The sequence below is a fragment of the Streptomyces spectabilis genome, assembly GCF_008704795.1.
In the GTDB taxonomy this organism is placed as follows: domain Bacteria; phylum Actinomycetota; class Actinomycetes; order Streptomycetales; family Streptomycetaceae; genus Streptomyces; species Streptomyces spectabilis.
Genome location: NZ_CP023690.1, coordinates 6,797,617 through 6,820,612 on the forward strand (window position 1 = coordinate 6,797,617; position 22,996 = coordinate 6,820,612).

The window sequence follows — 22,996 nt, forward strand, 5'->3', positions numbered from 1 at the left end:
CTGGCCGGAACATCTGCATATTCCGACAGGGGAGCGCCACAGCGCTGAGAGTGCGGCACCTGACACAGGCCGGCCGCAGACCCTCTGAACCTCGCCCGGGTCATTCCGGGTAGGAAGTTCGGTCACCACTCAAGCTGTTGCGCCCTGCCCGCGAACCGCCCGGTTCGCGGGCGGGGCCGCGTCTTCTCCTGGTCACTCCAGGAGGAATGAACTCACGTGAGCACCACCAAGAAGGCCACTCTGACCGCGGTCGCGGTGGGCCTCGGGCTCGTCGCCCTCTCGGCGTGCGGCTCCGGCAGTGACTCCGGCGGCGGCTCCGGGAAGGGGTCCAAGGACGTCACCCTGGTCAGCCACAGCTCCTTCAACGTCTCCAAGGACGTCCTGAAGGAGTTCGAGAAGAGCTCCGGGTACAAGGTCCGCATCCTCAAGGACGGCGACGCGGGCCAGGCCGTCAACAAGGCGATCCTCACCAAGGGCAACCCGCAGGGCGACGTCTTCTTCGGCGTCGACAACACCCTGCTCTCGCGCGCCCTCGACAACGGCCTCTTCCAGCCGTACGAGGCCAAGGACGCGGACCAGGTGCTGCCGGAGTACCGGCTCGCGAAGGGCGAGCGCCGCGTGACGCCCGTCGACAGCGGCGACATCTGCGTGAACTACGACAAGAAGTACTTCGCCGACAAGAAGCTCGCGCCGCCGCAGACCTTCGCCGACCTGGTCAAGCCCGCGTACAAGGACCTGCTGGTCACCGAGAACGCCTCCACGTCCTCGCCCGGGCTCGGCTTCGTGCTCGGCACCGCCGCCAAGTACGGCGACGACGGCTGGCAGGGCTACTGGAAGAAGCTCAAGGACAACGGCGTCAAGGTCGTCGACGGCTGGGACCAGGCCTACAACCAGGAGTTCTCCGGCTCCGCGGGCGGCCGCAAGGCCAAGGGCGACCGGCCCCTCGTCGTGTCGTACGCCTCCTCGCCGCCCGTCGAGGTCCTGTACGCCAAGCCGCGGCCGAAGGCGGCTCCGACCGGCGTCGCGACCGGCACCTGCTTCCGGCAGGTCGAGTACGCGGGCCTGCTCAGCAACGCCAAGAACGCCAAGGGCGGCAAGGCCCTGCTCGACTTCCTCTCCGGCAAGCGGTTCCAGGACGACATGCCGCTGCAGATGTTCGTGAACCCCGTGCGGAAGGGCGCGCAGGTGCCGGAGCTCTTCCGGAAGTACGGGGTCGAGGTCGACGAGCCCGGGACGATGGACCCCAAGAAGATCGCCGACAACCGTGAGCCGTGGGTCAAGTCGTGGACCTCGCTCGTACTGAAGTAGCGAAGGCCCCGGCCCGCAAGGGCCGGCGGCCGTCGCGGGGCAGCGCGGCGCGGCTCGGGCTCACGGCCCTGCCCGTCGCGTTCTTCGCCGTCTTCTTCGCCTATCCGGTCGTCGCGATCGTCACGCGCGGCCTGAAGGTGGACGGCGCCTGGCAGTTCGGGCGGATCACGGACGTGCTGGGGCAGTCGGACATCCAGCACGTGCTGTGGTTCACCACCTGGCAGGCGCTCGCGTCGACGGCGCTCACCCTGCTCTTCGCGCTCCCCGGCGCCTATGTCTTCGCGCGCTTCGACTTCCGGGGCAAGCAGGTCCTTCGGGCGGTCGTCACCGTGCCGTTCGTGCTGCCGACCGTCGTCGTGGGCACGGCCTTCCTCGCGCTGATCGGGCGCGGCGGGCTCCTCGACGAGCTGTGGGGCGTCCGGCTGGACACCACGGTGTGGGCGATCCTGCTCGCCCACGTCTTCTTCAACTACGCCGTCGTCGTGCGCACCGTCGGCGGCCTGTGGGCCCAGCTCGACCCGCGCCAGGAGGAGGCCGCGCGGATGCTCGGGGCCTCGCGCACGCGCGCGTGGCGGACGGTGACGCTGCCCGCGCTCGCGCCCGCCGTGGCCGCCGCCGCGCTGATGGTCTTCCTGTTCACGTTCACGTCCTTCGGCGTCGTGCAGATCCTCGGCGGCCCCACGTACGCGACGCTCGAAGTGGAGATCTACCGGCAGACCGCCAACCTGCTCGACCTGCCGACGGCCGCCGTCCTCACCCTCGTGCAGTTCGCGGCGGTCGGCGGGGTCCTGGCGGTGCACGCCTGGACCGTGCGCCGGCGCGAGAGCACGCTGCGCCTCGTCGACGCCGCGACGACGGCGCGCAGGCCGCGCGGCGCCGGACAGTGGGGGCTGCTCGGCTTCGTGCTGCTCACCGTGGCCGTGCTGATCGTGCTGCCGCTCGGCGTCCTGGTGCAGCGGTCCCTCGACGGCCCGGAGGGCTACGGCTTCGCGTACTACCGCCAGCTGACGTCGACGGACGGCGGGGCCTTCCTGGTGCCGCCCGTCGACGCGATCGGGAACTCCCTCCAGTACGCGGCCGTCGCCACCGTCATCGCGCTGGTCGTCGGCGGACTCGCGGCGGCCGCGCTGACCCGGCGCGCGGGCCGGCTCGTGCGCGGCTTCGACGCGCTCCTCATGCTGCCGCTCGGCGTGTCCGCGGTGACCGTCGGCTTCGGCTTCCTCATCGCCCTGGACGAGCCGCCGCTGGACCTGCGGGCGTCGTGGTTCCTGGTGCCGCTCGCGCAGGCCCTGGTGGGCGTGCCGTTCGTGGTCCGTACGATGCTGCCGGTGCTGCGCGCCGTGGACGAGCGGCTGCGCGAGGCGGCGGCCGTGCTCGGGGCCTCGCCGCTGCGGGCCTGGCGGGAGGTCGACCTGCCGCTCGTGCGGCGGGCGCTGCTGATCGCGGCCGGGTTCGCGTTCGCGGTGTCGCTCGGCGAGTTCGGCGCGACGGTGTTCATCGCCCGGCCGGATAACCCGACGCTTCCGGTCGCGGTGGCCACCCTGTTCGGCCGCCCCGGTGACCTCAACTACGGGCAGGCGATGGCCCTCTCGACGATTCTCATGCTGGTGTGCGCGGTGTCGCTCCTGCTCCTGGAGCGGCTGCGCACGGACCGTACGACGGGAGAGTTCTGATGACCGCCACGGCCCCCGAGGCGACTGCCGCCGCCGGGCCCCGCGCGCTGCTGAGGCTCGACGGGGCCACCGTGCGCTTCGGCAGCCGGGCCGTGCTCGACGCCGTCGGCCTCGACGTCGCCGAGCACGAGATCGTGTGCGTGCTCGGGCCGAGCGGCAGCGGCAAGTCGACCCTGCTGCGGGCGGTCGCCGGGCTCCAGGCGCTTGACTCCGGACGGGTCGTGCTCGGCGGCCGCGACCAGGGCGGGGTGCCCGCGCACAAGCGGGGCGTCGGCCTGATGTTCCAGGACCACCAGCTCTTCCCGCAGCGCGACGTGGCGGGCAACGTGGCCTTCGGGCTGCGCATGCACGGCGTGCCGCGCGCCGAACAGGCCCTGCGGGTGGCGGAGCTGCTGGACCTGGTGGGCCTGCCGGGGGCGCAGAAGCGGGCCGTCGCCTCGCTGTCGGGCGGCGAGCAGCAGCGGGTGGCGCTCGCCCGGGCGCTCGCGCCCCGGCCGCGTCTGCTGATGCTCGACGAGCCGCTCGGCCAGCTCGACCGCTCGCTCCGGGAGCGCCTGGTCGCCGAGTTGCGCGAGCTGTTCCAGGAGTTGGGTACGACCGTGCTCGCGGTCACGCACGACCAGGGCGAGGCGTTCGCGCTCGCCGACCGGGTCGTGGTGATGAGGGACGGCCGGATCGCCCAGTCCGGTACGCCCCTTGAGGTGTGGCGCAGGCCCGCCGACGAGTTCGTGGCGCGCTTCCTGGGCTTCGACAACGTGGTCGACGCGACGGTCACGGGACCGGCCGCCGTGACCGCGTGGGGCAAGGTCCCGGTGCCGGACGGTACGGCGGACGGCCCCTGTCGGCTGCTCGTACGGCCCGCCGGGGTGCGGCTCGTGGGGGCGCGGGACGGGCTCGCGTGCGTGGTCACGGGGCGGACGTTCCGGGGCACGCACGTCGCCGTGCGCCTGGAGCCCGTCGGGGGCGAGGGCGCGCCGCGCCTGGAGGCCGCGTGCGGGCTGCGCGACGCGCCGGAGCCGGGCGCGCGCGTGGGCGTGCGCTTCGCGGTGGAGGAAGTGGTCGTGCTGCGGCGGGCCGCGACGGCCTAGGCTCGGCCCATGGCCCCCCTTGCGTACGAGCGATACCGCCACCAGGTCGCCGCCCAGCTGGAGAGTCTGCGGGCGACGCTGGTCGGCGCCGATCTGTCGGTGACCGTCCCGACCTGCCCCGACTGGACCCTCGACCGGCTCGTACGGCACGCGGGCGGCGCCGTGCGCCTGGTCGAGCTGCATGTGCGGACCCGGGCGACGGAGAACATCCCCGACGCGAAGGTGCCCGGCTTCGAAGGGCCCGAGGAGGGCGGCGTGGCCGCGCTCGACGCGTGGCTGGCCGAGACGGCGGAGCAGTTCGACGAGACGCTGCGGGGCGCCGACGCCGATACGCCCGTGTGGTCCTGGGCGGGGCAGGCGACAGCCGGGTTCTGGGCGCGGCGCATGACGCACGAGCTGGCGATCCACCGGGCGGACGCGGCGATCGCCGTGGGCGCCGCGTACGAGCTGGCGCCCGACGTGGCCGCCGACGCGATCGACGAGTGGCTGGAGATCGTACGGTTCGTGCAGCTGGCGAAGGCGGATCCGCGGGCGGCGGAGCTGACGGGGGACGGGTGGACGCTGGGGCTGCACGCTGTGGACGCCGGGGTGGGGTGGGTCGTCACGCTGGGGCCGGACGAGGTCGCGTGGGAGCGGGGGCCTGCGGCGGCTGATGCGGATGTGGTGGTGCGGGGGCCGCTGACCGAGGTGTTGCTCGCGTTCTATCGGCGGCGGGGGGTGGACTCCGGGCGGGTCGAGGTGCTGGGGGAGCGGGAGTTGCTGGAGTTCTGGCTGAGCCGGGCGTCGTTCGGCTGACGCCGAGGTTACGTTGACGGCTGGGCGGCGCCCGGGTGCTGTGCCCACCCTTCCCCAAGCTCTCGGCTTCGCTCGAGCAGGGGAGACCCCACTCACCCTGCGGGACGATTGCCCACAGCGGGTACGAGTACCTCTGCCGCCGTCTCCGCGTCGTCCACCAGCGTGATGCGCGCCGCCATCGGGCGGTCCGTCGCCAAGGCCCGGAGCAGGGGCCAGGCCGGGAGGTGGGTCGTCCAGTGGGCCTCGCCGACCAGGACCATGGGGGTGGGCTCGCCGCGGGACGCGTAGTAGTTGGGGGTCGCGTTGTCGAAGATCTCCTGGACCGTGCCGGCGGCGCCGGGGAGGAAGACGACGCCCGCGTTCGAGCGGGCGAGCAGCCCGTCCTCGCGGGTGGCGTTGGCGAAGTACTTCGCGAGGTGCGCGGCGAACGCGTTCGGCGGCTCGTGGCCGTAGAACCACGTGGGGATGCCGACCGAGGCCCCGCCGTCCGGCCACCGCTCCCGCACGCGGAACGCGGCCTTCGCCCACGCGGTCACCGACGGCGTGAACGAGGGCGCCTCGGCGAGGAGTTCGAGGGATTCGTCGAGCATGGTGTCGTCGTACGGGGCGGCGTACGCGCCGAGGTTCGCCGCTTCCATGGCGCCGGGGCCGCCGCCCGTCGCGACCGTGAGACCGGCTCGCGCGAGGGAGCGCCCGAGCCGGGCCGCGCCCGCGTACGCGTCCGTGCCGCGGGCCATCGCGTGGCCGCCCATGACGCCCACGACCCGTGCGCCGTGGAGGAGTTCGTCGAGTGCGTCGGAGACGGAGTCGTCGTGGACCGCCCGCAGCATGGAGGCGAAGACGTCGCCGTCGGCCTTGGTGCGCTGGAACCAGGCGTGGGCGCGGGCGTCCGGCGTCGCGTCGTACCCGCCGTCGGCCAGGCCCGCGAACAGGTCGCCCGGTGTGTAGAGGCGGGCGAGGTAGGGGTCGAACGGAAGGCCCGGCACGGGCGGGAAGACCAGGGCGCCGGAGGCGCGGACCCGTGCCGCCGCGTCCTCGTGCATCGGGCAGCCCAGGAAGACGGCGTCCGCGGTGTCGAGGGTGAGCAGCGCGTCCGTACGGTCCGTCAGATCGACTGCCTGGACGCGGTATCCCGCCAGCGAACCGCGCTCCGCGACGACCTCGTCGAAGGCGGCGAGGGTCTCGATCTCGCGGTCCCCGGGGTGCGGGGCGGATGCTTCGGAAGGGAGCATCCGCCCATGCTAGGCACCCGGCGGCGGGAGGGGCGGGGTCAGCCCTCGGCCTGGGCCGGGTCCATCCACATGATCTCCCAGGTGTGGCCGTCGAGGTCGTCGAAGCTGCGGCCGTACATGGTGCCGTAGTCCTGGGTGCGGCCCGCCGTGCCGCCCGCGGCGACGGCCTTGTCGACCACCTCGTCGACCTGGGCGCGGCTCTCGGCGCTCAGACAGAGCAGGACCTCGCTGGTCTTCTTGGAGTCCGCGATCTCCTTGGTGGTGAAGTCCCGGTAGCGCTCCGTGCCGAGCAGCATCGCGACGATGGTGTCGCTGATCACCACGCAGGCGCAGTCGTCCGTCGTGAACTGGGGGTTGATCGTGTAGCCGAGCCCGGTGAAGAACTTCTTGGAGGCCTCGACGTCGGACACGGCCAGGTTCACGAAGATCATCTGCTGGTACATGAGGTGTCTCCCGCTCGGGTGTGGTTCGGATGCGGTGCGTCTTACGGAGGGGTAGACGGGGGGCCGGGCGAGAACTCATCGGTGGTGCGGAAGTTTTTTCGAGCGCGTGCGCGGCGGAGGTGCGGCGGGCCCGGGGCGCGCGCCCCGGGCCCGTGCCTTCAGTGCTCTCAGTGCTCTCAGTGCTCTCAGTGCGTCAGCGGCATCGCCGACAACTGCGCGACCAGCCAGGTCAGAGGGCCGAACGTGGCCGCGAGCACGCCCGTGCGCAGGGCCGCGGAGCCGCGCAGCAGGGATGCCGGTGCGCCGAGGCGGACCAGTGCCGCCCGGGTCGAGGCGCGGGTGTGGCGGGCCTCGGCCGCCGCGGTGGCCAGGGTGAGCACCGTGCAGCCCGCGACGAGCAGCGCGCCGAGCGTGGTGAGCGGGCCGACGTCCGCGCGCCCGCCCGCGGCGTGCAGCGTGGTCAGCGCGTACGCGCCGGACGCCACCGCGCACACCACGCCGAGGGGCTGTCCGATCCGCCGGGCCTCCCGCATCAGTACACGCCCCGCGAGCAGCCGCAGGGCGCCGGGCCGCACCGCCTGCAGCAGGCGTCCGCACAGATGGGTGAGGCCGGGTCCGGCGAGGGCCAGGCCGATCGCGGTGAGCGCCCACCCGGTGAGCACGCCGGCGGGGCTGCCGTCGATGCCGCCGGGCATGCGCAGGCCCGGTGCCGCGTCGGCGCCGCTGGCGTACGTCTCGACGGCGAGCCCGGCCGCGAGCAGGGCCACGCCCCACGGCAGGCCGCCCGGCGCCGGGGGCGGGGCGTCGGGGTCGGCCGGTTCCGCGCCGGGCTTCGTGCGGCGCGGGCGGAGCGCGAGGGCGACCGCGACGGACGCGGTGAGCGGCGCGAGGGCGAGCAGCGTGAGCGCGGCGGCGAGCGGCAACGGCCGGTCGGCGGCGAGGAGTTCGGCCGCGGCGCCGTCGAAGGGCAGGCCGGTGAGGTCACCGCGCAGATGCAGGAAGAACAGCAGCGCCACCATGGACCCGAGCGTGCAGGCCACCGCCGTGGTCATGGCCGAGACGACCATGAGCCGTCCGGGGCCGAGGCCGACCGAGGAGAGCCCGGGGCGCGGCTTGGTGCCGGGGTCGCTGCGGGCCACGGCGACGGCGAAGTACACGGTGGCGGCGAGCGGCAGCGCGCACCAGGCCAGGCGCGCCGCGGCGCCGCTGGAGCCCGGGTGGCCCAGGGCGTGGGCGAGGGCGCACAGGAGCAGGAACCCGGTCCCGGCCGCCGCGGCGGCGACGAGCAGGCGGCGCAGCAGGACCAGGGGGTGGGCGCCGCGCGCTAGACGGAGAGCGAGCACGCGGCCCGGCCTTCCGCGTCGGAGCCACCGGCCTGCCCGGCCCCGCCCGAGCGCCCGGCGGAGGCCGCAGCGGCGGCCCCGCCTGCGCGCCCAGCGGCGGCTCCGGACCGGCCCCCCGCCCCGGCCCCTGCCGACACGTCTGACCCATCCGCCGTGCCAGCCGCGCCCGCCGTGCCAGCCGCGCCCGCCGTGCCAGCCGCGCCCGCCGTGCCAGCCGCGCCCGCCGCGCCCGCCGCGCCGAGGCCGCCCGAGCCGCCCGCTCCCCCCGGCCCCCCGGACTCGTCGGGTCCGTCCGCGCGGTCCGGCCCGCCCCGGACTGCGGAGCCGGGTGCATCGCCGGGGGCGAGGTCGTCGCCCGGTAGGGGGAGCGTCGTCACGCGGCGGCCGTCGAGGAGGGCGACCGCCCGGTCGGCGAGGGCGGCCACCTCGGCGTCGTGGGTGGCCAGGACGACGGTGATGCCGTGCGAGCGGGCGGCCGTCGTCAGGGTGCGCAGCACGTGCGCGCGGTCGGCGCGGTGCAGCGGCGCGGTGGGCTCGTCCGCGAAGAGCACCGACGGGGTCGCGGCGAGGGCGCGGGCGACGGCCACGCGCTGGCACTCGGCGCGGGTGAGGGCGCCCGGCCGCTTGCGGGCGCAGTCGCCGGCGTCGAGGCGCTCCAGCCACTCCAGGGCCGCGCGCTTGGCGGCCCGGTGCGGGGCGCCGCGCAGGAGCAGCGCGAGCGCCGCGTTCTCCCAGCCGGTCAGCTCCGGTACGAGACAGGGCTCGGGGTCGATCCAGCCGAACCGGTCGCGGCGCAGCCGCTCCCGGACCAGCGGGCCCATGGTGTGCACGGGCGTGGAGTTGAACCAGACCTCGCCGCGCTGCGGCGGCAGCTGGCCGGACAGACAGCGCAGGAGCGTCGTCTTGCCGCTGCCGCGCGGGCCGCCGACCGCGAGGATCTCGCCCTCGCGGACACCGAGCGAGACGCCGGTGAGTGCGGGAGTGCCGTTGAGCGTGACGTGCAGGGCACGGGCCCACAGCACGTCGTTGTCCGGCGGGGCCACCATGGGCGTACACCTCGGTTCAGATCAGATCGCCTCCCCCGTACGGGGGAACGAAGGCTGGGCCGATCGGTCACTGGGCACGCTAAGGATTTGGCGCGGGCCCCCGGACAAGGACGCGGCCCGGGCGCACCCATCTCACTCGGATGGGCGCGCCCGGGCCGGTTCCGTGCCGGGTCGGCGACGGTCAGATCTTGGTCCAGGCCTCCGTCAGGACCTGGCGGACGATGCCCTCGATCTCGTCGAACGTGGACTGGTCCGAGATCAGCGGCGGCGACAGCTGGATGACGGGGTCGCCGCGGTCGTCGGCGCGGCAGTACAGGCCGTACTCGAAGAGCTTCTTGGAGACGAAGCCGTAGAGCACGCGCTCCGACTCCTCGTCCGTGAAGGACTCCTTGGTGGCCTTGTCCTTCACCAGCTCGATGCCGTAGAAGAAGCCGTTGCCGCGGACGTCGCCGACGATCGGCAGGTCGTGCAGCTTCTGGAGGGTGCTCAGGAACGCGCCCTCGTTGTCGAGCACGTGCTGGTTGAGGCCCTCGCGCTCGAAGAGGTCGAGGTTGGCGAGGCCGACGGCCGCGGAGACCGGGTGGCCGCCGAAGGTGTAGCCGTGCAGGAAGGTGTTGTCGCCCTTGTAGAACGGCTCGGCGATGCGGTCGGAGACGATGGCCGCGCCGATCGGGGAGTAGCCCGAGGTCATGCCCTTGGCGCAGGTGATGATGTCCGGCACGTAGCCGAACTTGTCGCAGGCGAACATCGTGCCGAGGCGGCCGAAGGCGCAGATGACCTCGTCGGAGACGAGCAGCACGTCGTACTTGTCGCAGATCTCGCGCACGCGCTGGAAGTAGCCGGGCGGGGGCGGGAAGCAGCCGCCCGCGTTCTGCACCGGCTCCAGGAAGACCGCGGCGACCGTCTCCGGGCCCTCGAAGAGGATCTCCTGCTCGATCTGGTCGGCGGCCCAGCGGCCGAAGGCCTCGGGGTCGTCGCCGTGGATCGGCGCGCGGTAGATGTTGGTGTTCGGGACCTTGTGGGCGCCCGGGACCAGCGGCTCGAAGGGGGCCTTCAGGGCCGGGAGGCCGGTGATGGACAGGGCTCCCTGCGGGGTGCCGTGGTAGGCGACCGCGCGCGAGATGACCTTGTACTTCGTGTGGTTGCCTGTGAGCTTGTGGTACTGCTTCGCCAGCTTCCACGCGGTCTCGACGGCCTCGCCGCCGCCGGTGGTGAAGAAGACCTTGTTCAGGTCGCCCGGGGCGTAGTGGGCGAGGCGCTCCGCCAGTTCGACGGCGCTCGGGTGGGCGTACGACCAGATGGGGAAGAAGGCGAGGTCTGCCGCCTGCTTGGCGGCGACCTCGGCCAGCTCACGGCGGCCGTGTCCGGCCTGGACCACGAACAGGCCCGCGAGACCGTCGAGGTACTTCTTGCCCTTGTCGTCGTAGATGTAGGTGCCTTCACCGCGCACGATGGTGGGCACGGGCGCGTTCTCGTACGACGACATGCGCGTGAAGTGCATCCACAGGTGGTCGTACGCGGTTTTGCTGAGGTCCTTGCTCACGGCTATCGGGTTCCCCACATGTAGGTCTGCTTCTTCAGCTTGAGGTAGACGAAGCTCTCGGTCGAACGCACGCCGGGGAGGGCGCGGATCCGCTTGTTGATGACCTCCAGCAAGTGGTCGTCGTCCTCGCAGACGATCTCCACGAGCAGGTCGTGCGAGCCCGCGGTCATCACCACGTACTCCGCCTCCGGCATCGCGGCGACGGCGTCGGCGACCGGGTCCACGTCGCCTTCCACGTCGATCCCGACCATCGCCTGGCGGCGGAAGCCCACGGTGAGCGGGTCCGTCACGGCGACGATCTGCATCACGCCCTGGTCCAGGAGCTTCTGGACGCGCTGGCGCACGGCCGCCTCGGACAGGCCGACGGCCTTGCCGATCGCTGCGTACGGCCTGCGGCCGTCCTCCTGGAGCTGTTCGATGATCGCCAGGGAGACGGCGTCGACCGTCGGCGAGCCGCTCGGGCCGCGGGGGCTGGGGTCTGTGCTTCGACTGGCCACGACTTCACTGTGCACGACGTCTCGACAGTTCCGCAAGCCCGGATCGATGAAATTCGTTGTTGGGAGTGCGTGGAAGCACGGATTTCGCAGTGGTGGGCGGCTGGGTATGTTGAAAGCGTCGGTGTACGGACTAGGGTGGGTGTCTCATCCACTGGACACTGACTGGAGGGCCGGAAGTGAGCACCGAGCTGCGCCGTCTGCGCAATTACATCAACGGAGAATTCCGGGACGCGGCCGACGGACGGACCACCGAGGTGATCAACCCGGCGACCGGCGAGGCGTACGCCGTGGCGCCGCTGTCCGGCCAGGCCGACGTCGACGCGGCCATGAAGGCCGCCGCCGACGCCTTCCCGGCCTGGCGCGACCTCGTGCCCGCCGAGCGGCAGAAGGCCCTGCTGAAGATCGCGGACGCCTTCGAGGAGCGCGCCGAGGAGCTCATCGCCGCCGAGGTCGAGAACACGGGCAAGCCGATCGGCCTCACCCGCTCCGAAGAGATCCCGCCGATGGTCGACCAGATCCGCTTCTTCGCGGGTGCGGCCCGGATGCTGGAGGGCCGCGCCGCCGGTGAGTACATGGAGGGCCTGACCTCCATCATCCGCCGCGAGCCGGTCGGCGTCTGCGCGCAGGTCGCGCCGTGGAACTACCCGATGATGATGGCCGTGTGGAAGTTCGCCCCGGCGCTCGCCGCGGGCAACACGGTCGTGCTCAAGCCGTCGGACACCACCCCGGCGTCGACCGTCCTGATGGCCGAGATCATCGGCTCCGTCGTGCCGCCCGGCGTCTTCAACGTGGTCACCGGCGACCGTGACACGGGCCGCATGATGGTCGAGCACCCGACCCCGGCGATGGCCTCCATCACCGGCTCGGTGCGCGCGGGCATGCAGGTGGCCGAGTCGGCCGCCAAGGACCTCAAGCGCGTCCACCTGGAGCTCGGCGGCAAGGCGCCCGTCGTGGTCTTCGAGGACACCGACCTGGCCAAGGCCGTCGAGGACATCTCGGTGGCGGGCTTCTTCAACGCGGGCCAGGACTGTACGGCCGCGACCCGGGTGCTCGTCCACGAGTCCATCCACGACGAGTTCGTCACCGCCCTCGCCAAGGCCGCCGCCGACACCAAGACCGGTCTTCCGGACGACGAGGACGTGCTGTACGGGCCGCTCAACAACGCGGGCCAGCTGGCGCAGGTCTCCGGCTTCATCGACCGGCTGCCCGCGCACGCCAAGGTCGAGGCGGGCGGCCACCGGGTCGGCGAGAAGGGCTACTTCTACGCGCCGACCGTCGTCTCCGGGCTCAAGCAGGACGACGAGATCATCCAGAAGGAGGTCTTCGGCCCGGTCATCACCGTCCAGTCCTTCACGGACGAGGCCCAGGCGGTCGAATACGCGAACGGCGTGGAGTACGCCCTCGCCTCCTCGGTGTGGACCAAAGACCACTCTCGCGCGATGCGCATGTCCAAGGTGCTCGACTTCGGCTGCGTCTGGATCAACACGCACATCCCGCTGGTCGCCGAGATGCCGCACGGCGGCTTCAAGAAGTCCGGCTACGGCAAGGACCTCTCCGCCTACGGCTTCGACGACTACACCCGCATCAAGCACGTCATGACGTCGATCGACTGACGCCCGGCCCCGCGCGGGGCTGACGTTCTGGGTCGTCTTCGGGGCGGGCGGTGGACACCTTGTCCATTGCCCGCCCCTCGTGTGTGAAGTGAGGGTGGGGGCATGACAGTTGCCGCACGCCGTACGTTCCTCAAGGGCATCGGCGCGGCGGGAGTCCTCGGCGCCCTCGCGGGCTGCGGGGTGCCCGCCGCGTACGTCGACGCCTCGGACCGCGCCGCGAAGGACCTCTCCGGCCGGGACAAGCGGCTGACGTTCGCCAACTGGCCGCTGTACATCGACACCGACGACGAGGACAAGACCCGGCGCCCCACCCTCGACGCCTTCGAGGAGCGGACCGGCATCGACGTCCGGTACACCGAGGAGATCAACGACAACGACGAGTTCTTCGGCAAGATCAGCCCCTCCCTGATGAACCATCAGGAGACCGGCCGGGACCTCGTCGTCATCAGCGACTGGATGTGCGCGCGCTTCGTGCGCCTCGGCTGGGTGCAGGAGATGGACCGCTCCCGGCAGCCCAACGTGGCCGAGCACCTCGACCCGATCCTGCGCACGCCGCACTTCGACGAGGGCCGGATGTTCTCCGTGCCCTGGCAGTCGGGCATCACCGGCATCGCGTACAACAAGCGGCGGCTCGGCCGCGAGATCCGGCACGTGTCGGACCTGTGGGCCGACGATCTGAAGGGCCGGGTCACGCTCCTGTCCGGGCTCGACGAGGCGTTCGCGCTGCTGATGCAGGGGGACGGCGTCGACATCAGGAAGTGGACCGGGGACGACTTCCACCGCATGTGCGACCGCCTGGAGAAGCGCGTGAGCGGCCACCACGTCCGCCGCTTCACCGGCAACGACTACATCAAGGACCTCGCCGGCGGCGACGTCCTCGCCTGCCAGGCCTACAGCGGCGACGTCATCCAGCTCCAGGCCGACGACCCCGACATCGCGTTCGTCGTCCCCGAGGAGGGCGCCGAGCTGTGGGCCGAGTCCCTGATGATCCCCAACCTCGCCCGCCACAAGCGCAACGCCGAGCGCCTGATCGACCACTACTACGACCCCGAGGTCGCCGCCTCGCTCGCCGCCTGGGTCAACTATGTCTGCCCCGTGCCCGCGGCCCGCGACGTCCTCGCCTCCTCCAAGGACAGGGACCTGGCCGCGCTCGCCGAGGACCCGCTGGTCTTCCCCGACGACACGATGCGCGAACGCCTCGCGATCGCACGGGACATCACGTCCGACGAGCGCACGGAGTTCGCACGGCGGTGGAACTCCATCGTGGGGCTGTAGGCCCCGCCCTTCCGCCGGCCGCCGGCGGGCGCTACGGGGCGGGCGCGAGCACCGTCTCCCAGGCCGCCATCGCCCGGTCCACCGTCTTGTCCAGGTCCGTGCGGGTCGCGCCGTCGCGGGCCTGCACGGACATGCCGTGGATGATCGTGGTGTAGAAGGCGGCCACGGCCTCCGTGTCGGTGGTGGCGGGGAGTTCGCCCTCGTCGACGCCGCGGCGCAGGCGGTCGGCCATCATCTCGGCGCCCGATCTGCGCCAGGTCGCCAGATGGTCGCGCACCGGCGCGTTCCCCGGTGAGCAGTTGGTGGCGGCGAGCACGATCATGCAGCCGGTCGGCCGGTCCCGGTCGGTGTACGCGCGCGCGTTCTCGCGCAGGACCGCCTCGACGGCGCCGCGCGCGGTGGGCACCTCGGTGTACGCACGCGCCATGGCCGCCCCCTCCGTGGTGCTGTACAGGGCCACCGCCTCCTGGAAGAGCCGCTCCTTGGAGCCGAACGCGGCGTACAGGCTGGGCGACGCGATGCCCATGGCCGTGGTGAGGTCCGTCATCGACGTGGCCTCGTAGCCCTGCTCCCAGAACACCTCCATGGCCCGGCGCAGGGCCATGTCCCGGTCGAAGCTCCGGGGCCGTCCGCGTCCCGCCACGTTCCCCACCTCATTTCTGTAGTGGCTGACAAATATAGGCCTTGACGTGGCGGAACGCGCGTGTGAAAGTTTCTGTGCCGATCGACACAGAAATCGGCGGGCGGTACGCGACCTCGCGTGCCGCCCCTGTACAGCGAGAGATTCGGGGCAGGGGATGACGGACCTCAAGGGCAAGGCCGCGCTGGTCACGGGCGGCAGCCGGGGCATCGGGGCGGCGATCGTCAAGCGGCTCGCACGGGACGGCGCCGACGTGGCGCTCACCTATGTGAGCCCCGCGGGGAAGGCGAAGGCCGAGGCCGTCGTGGCCGAGGTGGAGGCGCTCGGGCGGCGGGCGGTGGCCATCCAGGCCGACGCGGCCGAGGCCGACGCGGTCACCGACGCGGTGGAGCGGGCGGCGCGCGAGCTGGGCCGTCTCGACATCCTCGTGAACAACGCGGGCGTGTTCCCGAGCGGGCCGTTCGAGGAGGTCGCCCTCGACGAGCTGGACCGCGCCCTGGCGATCCACGCCCGCGCCGCGTTCCTCGGCGCCCAGGCCGCGCTCGCGCACCTGCCGGAGGGCGGACGCATCGTGAGCATCGGCAGCAGCCTCGTGGACCGCGTGCCGTTCCCCGGCGTCGTCCTCTACTCGATGAGCAAGTCCGCCCTGGCCGGCTTCACCAAGGGCCTCGCCCGCGAGCTCGGCCCGCGCGGCATCACCGTCAACCTCGTCCACCCCGGCTCGACGGACACCGACATGAACCCCGCCGACGGCGAGAGCGCCGACTTCCAGCGCGCCCTGTCCGCCCTCGGCCGCTACGCCGCGGCCGACGACATCGCCGCCACGGTGGCGCACCTGGTGGGGCCGGGCGGCCGCTCGATCACGGGAGCGGAGTTCACGGTCGACGGCGGGACCAACGCCTAGCCGTCCGCCTAAGGGGCCTCCGCCCGCTCCTGGGCCGCCAGGACCTCGTCGCCGTGGGTGAAGGCCCAGGCGCCGAAGGCCTCGATGGGCGGGAGCAGGGTGCGGCCCAGGTCCGTGAGGCCGTACTCCACGCGCGGCGGGGAGCCGGCGTACGACCGGCGGGTCACCAGGCCGTTGTACTCCAGGCGCCGCAGCGTCTCGGTGAGCACCTTGGAGCTGATCCCGCCGATCTGCCCGCGCAGCTCGCCGGGGCGGCGCGGGCCGTGCCGCAGGGCCCAGAGGGCCACGGCGTTCCAGGTGTTGGAGAGCAGGTCGAAGGCAAGCCGGGCCCGGCAGTCGGCCAGGAAGTCATGGGGTTCGCTCACGTACCGAATGGTGCCCGAGGCCTTTCCTACTGTCGTGACGTGCCCCGGACCAGGGGCGCGACACGAGGGAGGAACGGACATGCGGATCGGCGTACTCGGCACCGGGAACATGGCGGACGCGCTCGGCACCCAGTGGGCGCGGGCGGGGCACGAGGTGTTCGTCGGCGGGCGGGACCCGGGGCGGGCCGCCGGGCTCGCGGCGCGGATCGGGGCCGCCGGGCACGGCTCGCTGCGGGACGCGGCGGAGTTCGGCGACGGCGCCGTGCTGTTCGCGCTGCCGTACGGGGCGGGCGAGGACGTGCTGCCCTGGCTCGCCGACGCCGTGCGTGGGCGGGTGCTCGTGGACTGCTGCAACCCGGTGGGGGAGGGCTTCGCCCTGCTCACGGAGCGCGGCCCGGCCGCCGCCGAGCGGCTCGCGGCAGCCGCGCCCGGCGCCCGCGTCGTCAAGGCGTTCAACCTGTGCCACGAGAGCGTGTGGCGGATGACCCCGCCGGTCTTCGACGGACAGCGGCTCGCGGTGCCGGTGTGCGGGGACGACACCGAAGCGCTGGACGTCGTACGGCAGTTGGTACGCGATCTCGGGTGCGAGCCGTACGACGCCGGCGGGCTCGGGCGGGCCGGGCTCGTGGAGGCCACGGCGGCGCTGCTCATCGGCCTGTGGGTGGGGCGCGGCGTGGACGCGCGGGCGATCGTGCCGCCGCTCGCCCACGCCGGGGGCTGACACGGCCGGGGCGCGGGCTAGGGCTTGCGGGCCACCGCGCCGAACTGGGGCACCACCGGGGCCTCGGGGCAGCGCCAGCGGGAGCAGGACTCGACGCCCGGTGCGAGGAGTTCGAGGCCTTCGAAGTAGGCCTCGAACTCGGCGCGGGTGCGGCCGGTGATCGGCGGCGTGGCGTTCTCGTTCCAGAAGTCCATCGCCGCCTGGTTGCCCGCGCCGCCGACGTCGGCGTCCAGGGTCGGGTGGGTCAGGACGAGGTAACTCCCCGACGGCACCTCGTCCATGAGGGTCCGTACGATCCGGAGCGTGTCGCCGGTGTCCGGGATGAAGTTCAGGATGCCGAGCAGCATCACGGCGACCGGCCGGGTGAGGTCGAGCGTGGCCGCGGCGGCCGCCACGATCTCGCGCGCGTTGCGGGCGTCCTGGTCGATGTACGTGGTCACGCCCTCCGGCGAGCTGGTGAGCAGCGCGTGGGCGTGGGTCAGGACGATCGGGTCGTTGTCGACGTACACGACGCGCGCGTCCGGGGCCAGGCGCTGCGCCACCTCGTGGGTGTTCTCGCCGGTGGGCAGGCCGGTGCCGATGTCGAGGAGCTGGCGGACGCCCCGGTCGCCGACGAGGTGGGCGACGGCCCGGCCGAGGAACGCCCGGTCCGCGCGCGCCACTTCGCCGATGCCGGGAAACATCTCGGTGACCTGCTCACCGACGGCCCGGTCCACCTGGTAGTTGTCCTTGCCGCCCAGCCAGTAGTTCCACACCCGGGCGTTGTGCGCGATGTCCGTGCGGATCCTGCCGGTGCTGTCTGCCGTCACGCCTGCGGTTCCTTCCCCGTCCCCTGGCCCGGCCGCCCCAGCACGGTGGCGAGCGCGTCCATGCGGTTCGTGGTGATCGAGTCCACTCCGTGGGACACGAGCTTACGCATGGTGCGGCGGGTGTCGGCAGTCCAGGCGGCGATCAGATAGCCCTGTCCGTGGACGTGCTCGGCGAGTTCCCGACTCACAAGGCCGAAGCGGTAGTTGAGCCAGCGCGGCGTGATCGCGGCGAGCAGCGCGGGGCGCGGCGGCGCGAGCGTCTTCCACGTCAGGGCGATCTCCGCCGCCGGGTCCGCGGCCCGCAGCGCGAGCGTCGCGGCGGGGCCCGCGCAGTAGTACACGCGGTCCGCCGCGCCGCACTCGGCGATCACGCCGACGACCGTACGGACCGTGTCCCGCGCGGGCTCCGGGTCCGGCAGGTCCACGAGCACGCGGTGCCCCTCGGTCTCCTTGAGCGCCTCTTCGAGGGTGGGTACGCCGCCCTCGGTGACGCCCCTGACCTCGGCGGCGGACAGCGCGGCCAGGGGCCGGTCGTGCTCCCACAGCCGGTCGAGCGTGGCGTCGTGCAGCAGCACGGGGACGCCGTCGGCGGTCAGACGGACGTCGATCTCCACCGCGTCGGCGCCCTGGTCGAGCGCCGAACGCAGGGACGGCAGGGTGTTCTCACGGACGCGGTAGGGGTCGCCTCGGTGGGCCACGGCAGTCACGGTGCGCATGGGCTCATTGTGACGGCCGTGGCCCCCGGGGCGCCGGACTCAGCGGGACAGCCACGCCTCCGTGTACGTGTCGATCTCCTCGCTGATGCGCCGCTTGCCCGCCTCGTCGAGGAAGGACGCCTCCACGGCGTTCTTCGCGAGGGCCGCGATGCCGCGCTCGTCGAGGTCGAGGAGGCGGGCGGCGACGCCGTACTCGCTGTTGAGGTCCGTGCCGAACATGGGCGGGTCGTCGGAGTTGATCGTCACGATGACCCCGGCGTCCACGAACTGCTTGAGGGGGTGCTCGTCCATCGTGGTGACCGCGCGCGTCGCGATGTTCGACGTCGGGCAGACCTCCAGGGGGATGCGGTGCTCCGCGAGGTGCGCGAGGAGCTTCGGGTCCCGGGCGGAGCTGGTGCCGTGGCCGATGCGCTCGGCGCGCAGGTGCGTCAGGGCGTCCCAGACCGTCTCCGGGCCCGTGGTCTCGCCCGCGTGCGGCACGGAGTGCAGGCCCGCGGCGATGGCGCGGTCGAAGTACGGCTTGAACTGCGGGCGCGGCACGCCGATCTCGGGGCCGCCGAGGCCGAAGGAGACCAGGCCCTCGGGGCGGATGCCGTCGGTGGTGGCGAGGCGCACGGTCTCCTCCGCGGAGACGAGGCCCGCTTCGCCGGGGATGTCGAAGCACCAGCGGAGGACGACGTTCAGCTCCGCCTCGGCCGTCTTGCGGGCGTCCTCGATGGCGGCCATGAAGGCGCGCTCGTCGATGCCGCGGCGGGTGGAGGAGAACGGGGTGATGGTCAGCTCGGCGTAGCGCACGTTCTGCCGGGCGAGCTCGCGGGCCACCTCGTAGGTGAGGAGGTGGACGTCCTCCGGGGTGCGGATCAGGTCGACGACGGACAGGTACACCTGCACGAAGTGCGCGAAGTCCGTGAACGTGAAGTAGTCGGCGAGGGCCTCGGGGTCCTTCGGTACCCTGGAGTCGGGGTGGCGGGCGGCGAGCGCCGAGACGATGCGCGGGGAGGCCGAGCCCACGTGGTGGACGTGCAGCTCCGCCTTGGGCAGCCCTGCGATGAAGCTGCCGGCTCGGGATGCGGCGGTCTCGGTCATGGTTCCTCCCCGGAACAAGGTTGATCGGCTGATCGGGTGACCCACGCGAGGTCCGGCTCATCGTAAACACGCCCCCTGCCGAAGGGGGCCGGGGCCCGGCTTTCCGCCGCCGCGGCACCGCGGGAACCACCGGCGATGTCAGCGCAGGCGCTCTCTGGCCGCCATCAGGGCGAAGCCCAGGAGGTTCGCGCCGCGCCAGGAGGCGGGGTCCTCGGCCCGGGGGTCGTCCGCGGCGAGGCCGATGCCCCACACCGGGTCGAGGGGGCTGGCCTCGACCAGGACGCGCTCGCCGGTGCCGACCAGATACGCCCGGAGCCCGGCGTCGGAGGCGAACTTCCGCTCGCTGCCCTCGGCCACGACGGCGAACCGCTCCCGCTCCCACACGGCCTCGTCGAAGCCGCGCACGAGCCGTCCCGCCCGCTTCGCCTCGGCGGGCGTGCGGGAGGCGAGCACCGCGCGCTCGGCCTCCGCGTCGTCGAAGAGCCGGGCCTTGGCGGCCATCATCCAGTGCTCCGCCGTCGCGTACGCGACCCCGTCGGCGGTGAAGGGCGACGGCCACCACTGGCTGAAGCAGCTCGCCCCGAGGGCGCCGTCACGGCGCGGGGTGTGACCCCAGAAGTGCACGTACTTCACCCGCCGCCCCGACCGCACCGCGGCCGTCAGATCGGCCACCGATCGGATGTCGTCCGTGCCGGTACGCGTGGTGGATGACCTGTCGGACCGCGTGTCCGCCCCCGTGTGCTCGCTCATGCACGCCACCCTGGCACGCGCCACGGACATTCCGTCCGGCCTTTTCCGGGGGAACTCGACACCTGGTCGACAGATTCCGTCGCTTAACCAAAAGGCAACTACGGAATCACTTGTTGGACTATCGACCCTCTGTCAGGATCGGCACTCAAATCGATCTGGAACTACGCCGCCCCCTCGTCGAGGCCGGGCGGCGGAGGAGAGCGGCATGCACACATTCCAGGCGCGCGACCAGTTCTTTCCGGCACGGGAGCGCTTCGCGGACGGCGCGCAGTACATCGCGGGGCGGCTCACCCGCGGCACCTCGGGGCAGCACCACGCGGTCGTGGACCCGGCCACGGGCGAGGAGGTGCTCGGCTACGAGCTGGCGGGCGCCAAGGACGTGGACGCGGCCGTGGCCGCCGCGCGCGCCGCGTTCCCCGGCTGGGCGGGCGCGAGCCCCGGCGAGCGGTCCGACGCGATGCACCGCTTCGCCGCCGAGCTGTCCGCCCGCGCCGAGGACCTCGCCCGCGCCGAGACCGTCCAGTGCGGCAAGCCGATCAAGCTGAGCCGCGAGTTCGACGTCCCGGGCACCATCGACAACACCGCCTTCTTCGCGGGCGCGGCCCGCCACCTCCAGGGCCAGTCCGCCGGGGAGTACGACGGCGGCGACCACACTTCGTACGTACGCCGTGAGGCCATCGGCGTCGTGGGGTCCATCGCGCCCTGGAACTACCCCCTCCAGATGGCCGCCTGGAAGGTGCTCCCCGCCATCGCCGCCGGGAACACCATCGTCCTCAAGCCCTCCGAGCTGACCCCGCTCACCTCGCTGATGTTCGCGGCGGCCGCGACCGCGGCCGGGATCCCCGACGGCGTGGTCAACGTCGTCACCGGGGCGGGCCGCGAAGCCGGTGAGCACCTCGTGGGCCACCCGGACGTGGCCATGACCTCCTTCACCGGCTCCACCGGCGTCGGCAAGCGGGTCGCGGAGGTCGCCACCGCGACCGTCAAACGCCTCCACCTGGAGCTCGGCGGCAAGGCGCCGTTCGTCGTCTTCGACGACGCCGATCTGGAGTCCGCCGTGCACGGCGCCGTCGCGGGCGCCCTGATCAACACCGGCCAGGACTGCACGGCCGCCACCCGCGCCTACGTCCAGCGGCCGCTGTACGAGGCCTTCGTCGCGGGGGTCGCCGACCTGATGGCGACCGTGCGGCTCGGCGACCCCTGCGACCCGGCCACCGACCTCGGCCCGCTGATCTCGCACGCCCACCGCGACCGGGTCGCCGGCTTCGTCGAGCGGGCCCGCTCGTACGCGCGCGTGGTCACCGGCGGCGAGGCCCCCGAGCACCCGGGCGCCTATTACAGGCCCACCCTGATCACGGGCGCCGCGCAGGACAGCGAGGTCGTCCAGGCGGAGATCTTCGGGCCGGTCCTCGTCGTGCTGCCCTTCGACAGCGACGACGAGGGCATCCGGCTCGCCAACGACACGCCGTACGGGCTCGCCGCGTCCGCCTGGACCCACGACGTGTTCCGGGCGGGACGCGCCACGCGCGAGATCAAGGCCGGGTGCGTCTGGGTGAACGACCACATCCCGATCCTCAGCGAGATGCCGCACGGCGGGTACAAGGCCTCCGGCTACGGCAAGGACATGTCCGCCTACTCCTTCGAGGAGTACACGCAGATCAAGCACGTCATGTTCGACAACACCGCGGTCGCGAGGAAGGACTGGCACCGCACGATCTTCGGGGACCGGTAGTCAGCACGGGCCGGGGCGCCGCGAGACCGGGCGGCGCCCGCCCTCAACCCTCCCGCAAGGGACCCTCCCGAAAGGGCAGACCAGCGCATGGAGCAGTACGAGCCCGACCGCCTCTCCCCGGCCCAGCGGGCCGCCCTGCGGCGCGGCCTGACCAGCGGCCGGGCCGCGCTCACCCGTCGCTCCCTCCTCCGCGCCTCGGGCGGCGGCGCCCTCGCCGCGGGCGGGCTCGGCGCCCTGAGCGCCTGCGGCATCCCCGCCGCGGGCAAGGGCTCGGGCGGCATCGCCGCCGAGGACCGCTCGGTCAAGGAGAAGCGCGTGCACTTCTCCAACTGGACCGAGTACATGGACGTGGACGACGACAAGCGGCGGCCCACCCTCGACGCGTTCACCGAGCGCACCGGCATCACGGTCAAGTACACCGAGGACATCAACGACAACAACGAGTTCTTCGGCAAGGTCAAGCCGCAGCTCGCCGCGGGCCAGGACACCGGCCGCGACCTCATCTGCGTCACCGACTGGCTCGCGGCCCGCCTGATCCGCTTCGGCTGGGTGCAGAAGCTCGACGCGGCCCGGTTGCCGCACGCCTACGCCAACCTGTCCGCCCAGTTCCGCTCGCCCGACTGGGACCCCGGACGCGCGTACTCCTACCCCTGGACCGGCATCTCCGCCGTCATCGCGTACAACAAGAAGGCGACCGACGGGAAGGAGATCACCTCGGTCTCGCAACTCCTCGACGAGCCGAAGCTCAAGGGGCGCGTCGGGTTCCTCTCCGAGATGCGCGACTCCGTCGGCATGACCCTGCTCGACATGGGCAAGGACCCGGCCGCCTTCAAGGACGACGACTACGACGCGGCGATCGCCCGGCTCCAGAAGGCCGTCGACAGAGGGCAGATCCGCCGCTTCACCGGAAACGACTACACCGCCGACCTCGACAAGGGCGACATCGCCGCGTGCGTGGCCTGGGCCGGTGACGTCGTCCAGCTCAAACTGGCCAACCCCGACATCGAGTTCGCCATCCCCGACAGCGGCTACATCGTCTCCACGGACAACCTGCTCATCCCCAACAAGGCGCGCCACAAGCGCAACGCCGAGCGGCTCATCGACTACTACTACGAGCCGGAGCCCGCGGCCCGGCTCGCCGCGTTCATCAACTACGTGTGCCCGGTCGACGGCGTCCGCGACGAGCTGGCCAAGATCGACCCCGAGGCGGCGCGGAACCCGCTGATCCTGCCCGACAAGGAGATGGCGGCGAAGTCCCACGCCTTCCGGGCGCTCACGCCGAAGGAAGAGACGGCGTACGAGGAGAAGTTCGCCCGGCTCACGGGCTCCTGAACCCGTGCCGTCGGGCCCGCCCCGGACTCGCTCACGGTCCGCCCCGGACTCCCTCACGGCCCCGCTCGGGCCCCTCGACGGCGCC

The 22,996-nt window shown here is 72.6% G+C and carries 21 protein-coding genes and 1 pseudogene; 10 read left to right on the forward strand and 12 right to left on the reverse strand.

Annotated elements, in window-relative coordinates:
- Positions 1-216 precede the first annotated feature (216 nt).
- Genes CP982_RS29990 through CP982_RS30005 form a run of 4 tightly spaced genes read left to right on the forward strand, consistent with a single transcriptional unit; the run spans position 217 to position 4,864 of the window.
- Positions 217-1,308, forward strand: coding sequence for a thiamine ABC transporter substrate-binding protein (locus CP982_RS29990; RefSeq protein ID WP_150513319.1), 1,092 nt, complete (start codon positions 217-219; stop codon positions 1,306-1,308).
- Positions 1,284-2,981: an ABC transporter permease gene (locus CP982_RS29995; protein WP_150515772.1), complete on the forward strand. Its 1,698-nt coding sequence runs from the start codon at positions 1,284-1,286 to the stop codon at positions 2,979-2,981. The genes CP982_RS29990 and CP982_RS29995 overlap by 25 nt, the downstream gene beginning before the upstream one ends.
- Entirely contained in the window at positions 2,981-4,069 is a 1,089-nt protein-coding gene (locus tag CP982_RS30000; protein WP_150513320.1) for an ABC transporter ATP-binding protein, read from the forward strand. The genes CP982_RS29995 and CP982_RS30000 overlap by 1 nt, the downstream gene beginning before the upstream one ends.
- 9 nt (positions 4,070-4,078) lie before the next feature.
- A complete protein-coding gene (locus CP982_RS30005; protein WP_150513321.1) occupies positions 4,079-4,864 on the forward strand; it encodes a maleylpyruvate isomerase N-terminal domain-containing protein in 786 nt (261 codons plus the stop codon).
- A 92-nt stretch (positions 4,865-4,956) separates the two neighbouring features.
- Here CP982_RS30005 and CP982_RS30010 read toward each other — a convergent pair whose 3' ends face one another.
- The 6 genes and pseudogenes from CP982_RS30010 to CP982_RS30035 form a co-directional block, all read right to left on the reverse strand.
- Complete coding sequence (locus tag CP982_RS30010) at positions 4,957-6,096, reverse strand: LOG family protein (protein ID WP_150513322.1); 1,140 nt, start codon at positions 6,094-6,096, stop codon at positions 4,957-4,959.
- Between the two features lie 38 nt (positions 6,097-6,134).
- Positions 6,135-6,539, reverse strand: coding sequence for a VOC family protein (locus tag CP982_RS30015; RefSeq protein WP_150513323.1), 405 nt, complete (start codon positions 6,537-6,539; stop codon positions 6,135-6,137).
- Positions 6,540-6,724: 185 nt separating this feature from the next.
- Positions 6,725-7,882 (reverse strand): hypothetical protein, encoded by a 1,158-nt coding sequence (locus tag CP982_RS30020; RefSeq protein WP_150513324.1) that lies wholly within the window; start codon positions 7,880-7,882, stop codon positions 6,725-6,727.
- Positions 7,883-8,211: 329 nt separating this feature from the next.
- Positions 8,212-8,928, reverse strand: a pseudogene (locus CP982_RS42690) (ABC transporter ATP-binding protein); the annotation flags it as partial.
- 181 nt (positions 8,929-9,109) lie between these two features.
- Positions 9,110-10,489, reverse strand: coding sequence for an aspartate aminotransferase family protein (locus tag CP982_RS30030; protein ID WP_150513326.1), 1,380 nt, complete (start codon positions 10,487-10,489; stop codon positions 9,110-9,112).
- A complete protein-coding gene (locus tag CP982_RS30035; protein ID WP_150513327.1) occupies positions 10,474-10,983 on the reverse strand; it encodes an Lrp/AsnC family transcriptional regulator in 510 nt (169 codons plus the stop codon). The genes CP982_RS30030 and CP982_RS30035 overlap by 16 nt, the downstream gene beginning before the upstream one ends.
- 161 nt (positions 10,984-11,144) lie before the next feature.
- On the opposite strand from CP982_RS30035, the gene CP982_RS30040 reads away from it, so the two are divergent.
- Positions 11,145-12,581, forward strand: coding sequence for a gamma-aminobutyraldehyde dehydrogenase (locus tag CP982_RS30040; protein ID WP_150513328.1), 1,437 nt, complete (start codon positions 11,145-11,147; stop codon positions 12,579-12,581).
- A gap of 102 nt (positions 12,582-12,683) precedes the next feature.
- A complete protein-coding gene (locus tag CP982_RS30045; RefSeq protein WP_150513329.1) occupies positions 12,684-13,856 on the forward strand; it encodes an ABC transporter substrate-binding protein in 1,173 nt (390 codons plus the stop codon).
- Between the two features lie 31 nt (positions 13,857-13,887).
- Here the strand turns inward: CP982_RS30045 and CP982_RS30050 are convergent, their stop codons facing one another.
- Positions 13,888-14,499: a TetR/AcrR family transcriptional regulator gene (locus CP982_RS30050; RefSeq protein WP_150513330.1), complete on the reverse strand. Its 612-nt coding sequence runs from the start codon at positions 14,497-14,499 to the stop codon at positions 13,888-13,890.
- A 154-nt stretch (positions 14,500-14,653) separates the two neighbouring features.
- Here CP982_RS30050 and CP982_RS30055 point away from each other — a divergent pair, with 154 nt between their 5' ends.
- A complete protein-coding gene (locus tag CP982_RS30055; protein WP_150513331.1) occupies positions 14,654-15,400 on the forward strand; it encodes an SDR family NAD(P)-dependent oxidoreductase in 747 nt (248 codons plus the stop codon).
- Between the two features lie 8 nt (positions 15,401-15,408).
- On the opposite strand, the gene CP982_RS30060 is transcribed toward CP982_RS30055, so the two are convergent.
- Positions 15,409-15,765 (reverse strand): winged helix-turn-helix transcriptional regulator, encoded by a 357-nt coding sequence (locus tag CP982_RS30060; RefSeq protein ID WP_229878446.1) that lies wholly within the window; start codon positions 15,763-15,765, stop codon positions 15,409-15,411.
- Positions 15,766-15,844: 79 nt separating this feature from the next.
- Here CP982_RS30060 and CP982_RS30065 point away from each other — a divergent pair, with 79 nt between their 5' ends.
- Positions 15,845-16,486: an NADPH-dependent F420 reductase gene (locus tag CP982_RS30065; protein ID WP_150513333.1), complete on the forward strand. Its 642-nt coding sequence runs from the start codon at positions 15,845-15,847 to the stop codon at positions 16,484-16,486.
- Between the two features lie 17 nt (positions 16,487-16,503).
- Here the strand turns inward: CP982_RS30065 and CP982_RS30070 are convergent, their stop codons facing one another.
- The 4 genes from CP982_RS30070 to CP982_RS30085 all read right to left on the reverse strand — a co-directional run bounded on the left by CP982_RS30070 (position 16,504) and on the right by CP982_RS30085 (position 19,877).
- On the reverse strand, positions 16,504-17,295 hold the full coding sequence (locus CP982_RS30070) for an SAM-dependent methyltransferase (RefSeq protein ID WP_150513334.1): 792 nt from the start codon (positions 17,293-17,295) through the stop codon (positions 16,504-16,506).
- Complete coding sequence (locus CP982_RS30075) at positions 17,292-18,011, reverse strand: glycerophosphodiester phosphodiesterase (RefSeq protein ID WP_150513335.1); 720 nt, start codon at positions 18,009-18,011, stop codon at positions 17,292-17,294. The genes CP982_RS30070 and CP982_RS30075 overlap by 4 nt, the downstream gene beginning before the upstream one ends.
- 39 nt (positions 18,012-18,050) lie before the next feature.
- Positions 18,051-19,097, reverse strand: a complete 1,047-nt coding sequence (locus CP982_RS30080) for an adenosine deaminase (RefSeq protein ID WP_150513336.1) — start codon at positions 19,095-19,097, stop codon at positions 18,051-18,053.
- Between the two features lie 138 nt (positions 19,098-19,235).
- On the reverse strand, positions 19,236-19,877 hold the full coding sequence (locus CP982_RS30085; RefSeq protein WP_150513337.1) for a riboflavin biosynthesis intermediates N-glycosidase: 642 nt from the start codon (positions 19,875-19,877) through the stop codon (positions 19,236-19,238).
- Positions 19,878-20,052: 175 nt separating this feature from the next.
- Between CP982_RS30085 and CP982_RS30090 the strand changes: the two genes are divergently transcribed.
- Both CP982_RS30090 and CP982_RS30095 read left to right on the forward strand, forming a co-directional pair.
- Positions 20,053-21,579 (forward strand): gamma-aminobutyraldehyde dehydrogenase, encoded by a 1,527-nt coding sequence (locus CP982_RS30090; protein ID WP_150513338.1) that lies wholly within the window; start codon positions 20,053-20,055, stop codon positions 21,577-21,579.
- An 87-nt stretch (positions 21,580-21,666) separates the two neighbouring features.
- A complete protein-coding gene (locus CP982_RS30095; protein WP_150513339.1) occupies positions 21,667-22,911 on the forward strand; it encodes a polyamine ABC transporter substrate-binding protein in 1,245 nt (414 codons plus the stop codon).
- Positions 22,912-22,996: the final 85 nt, after the last annotated feature.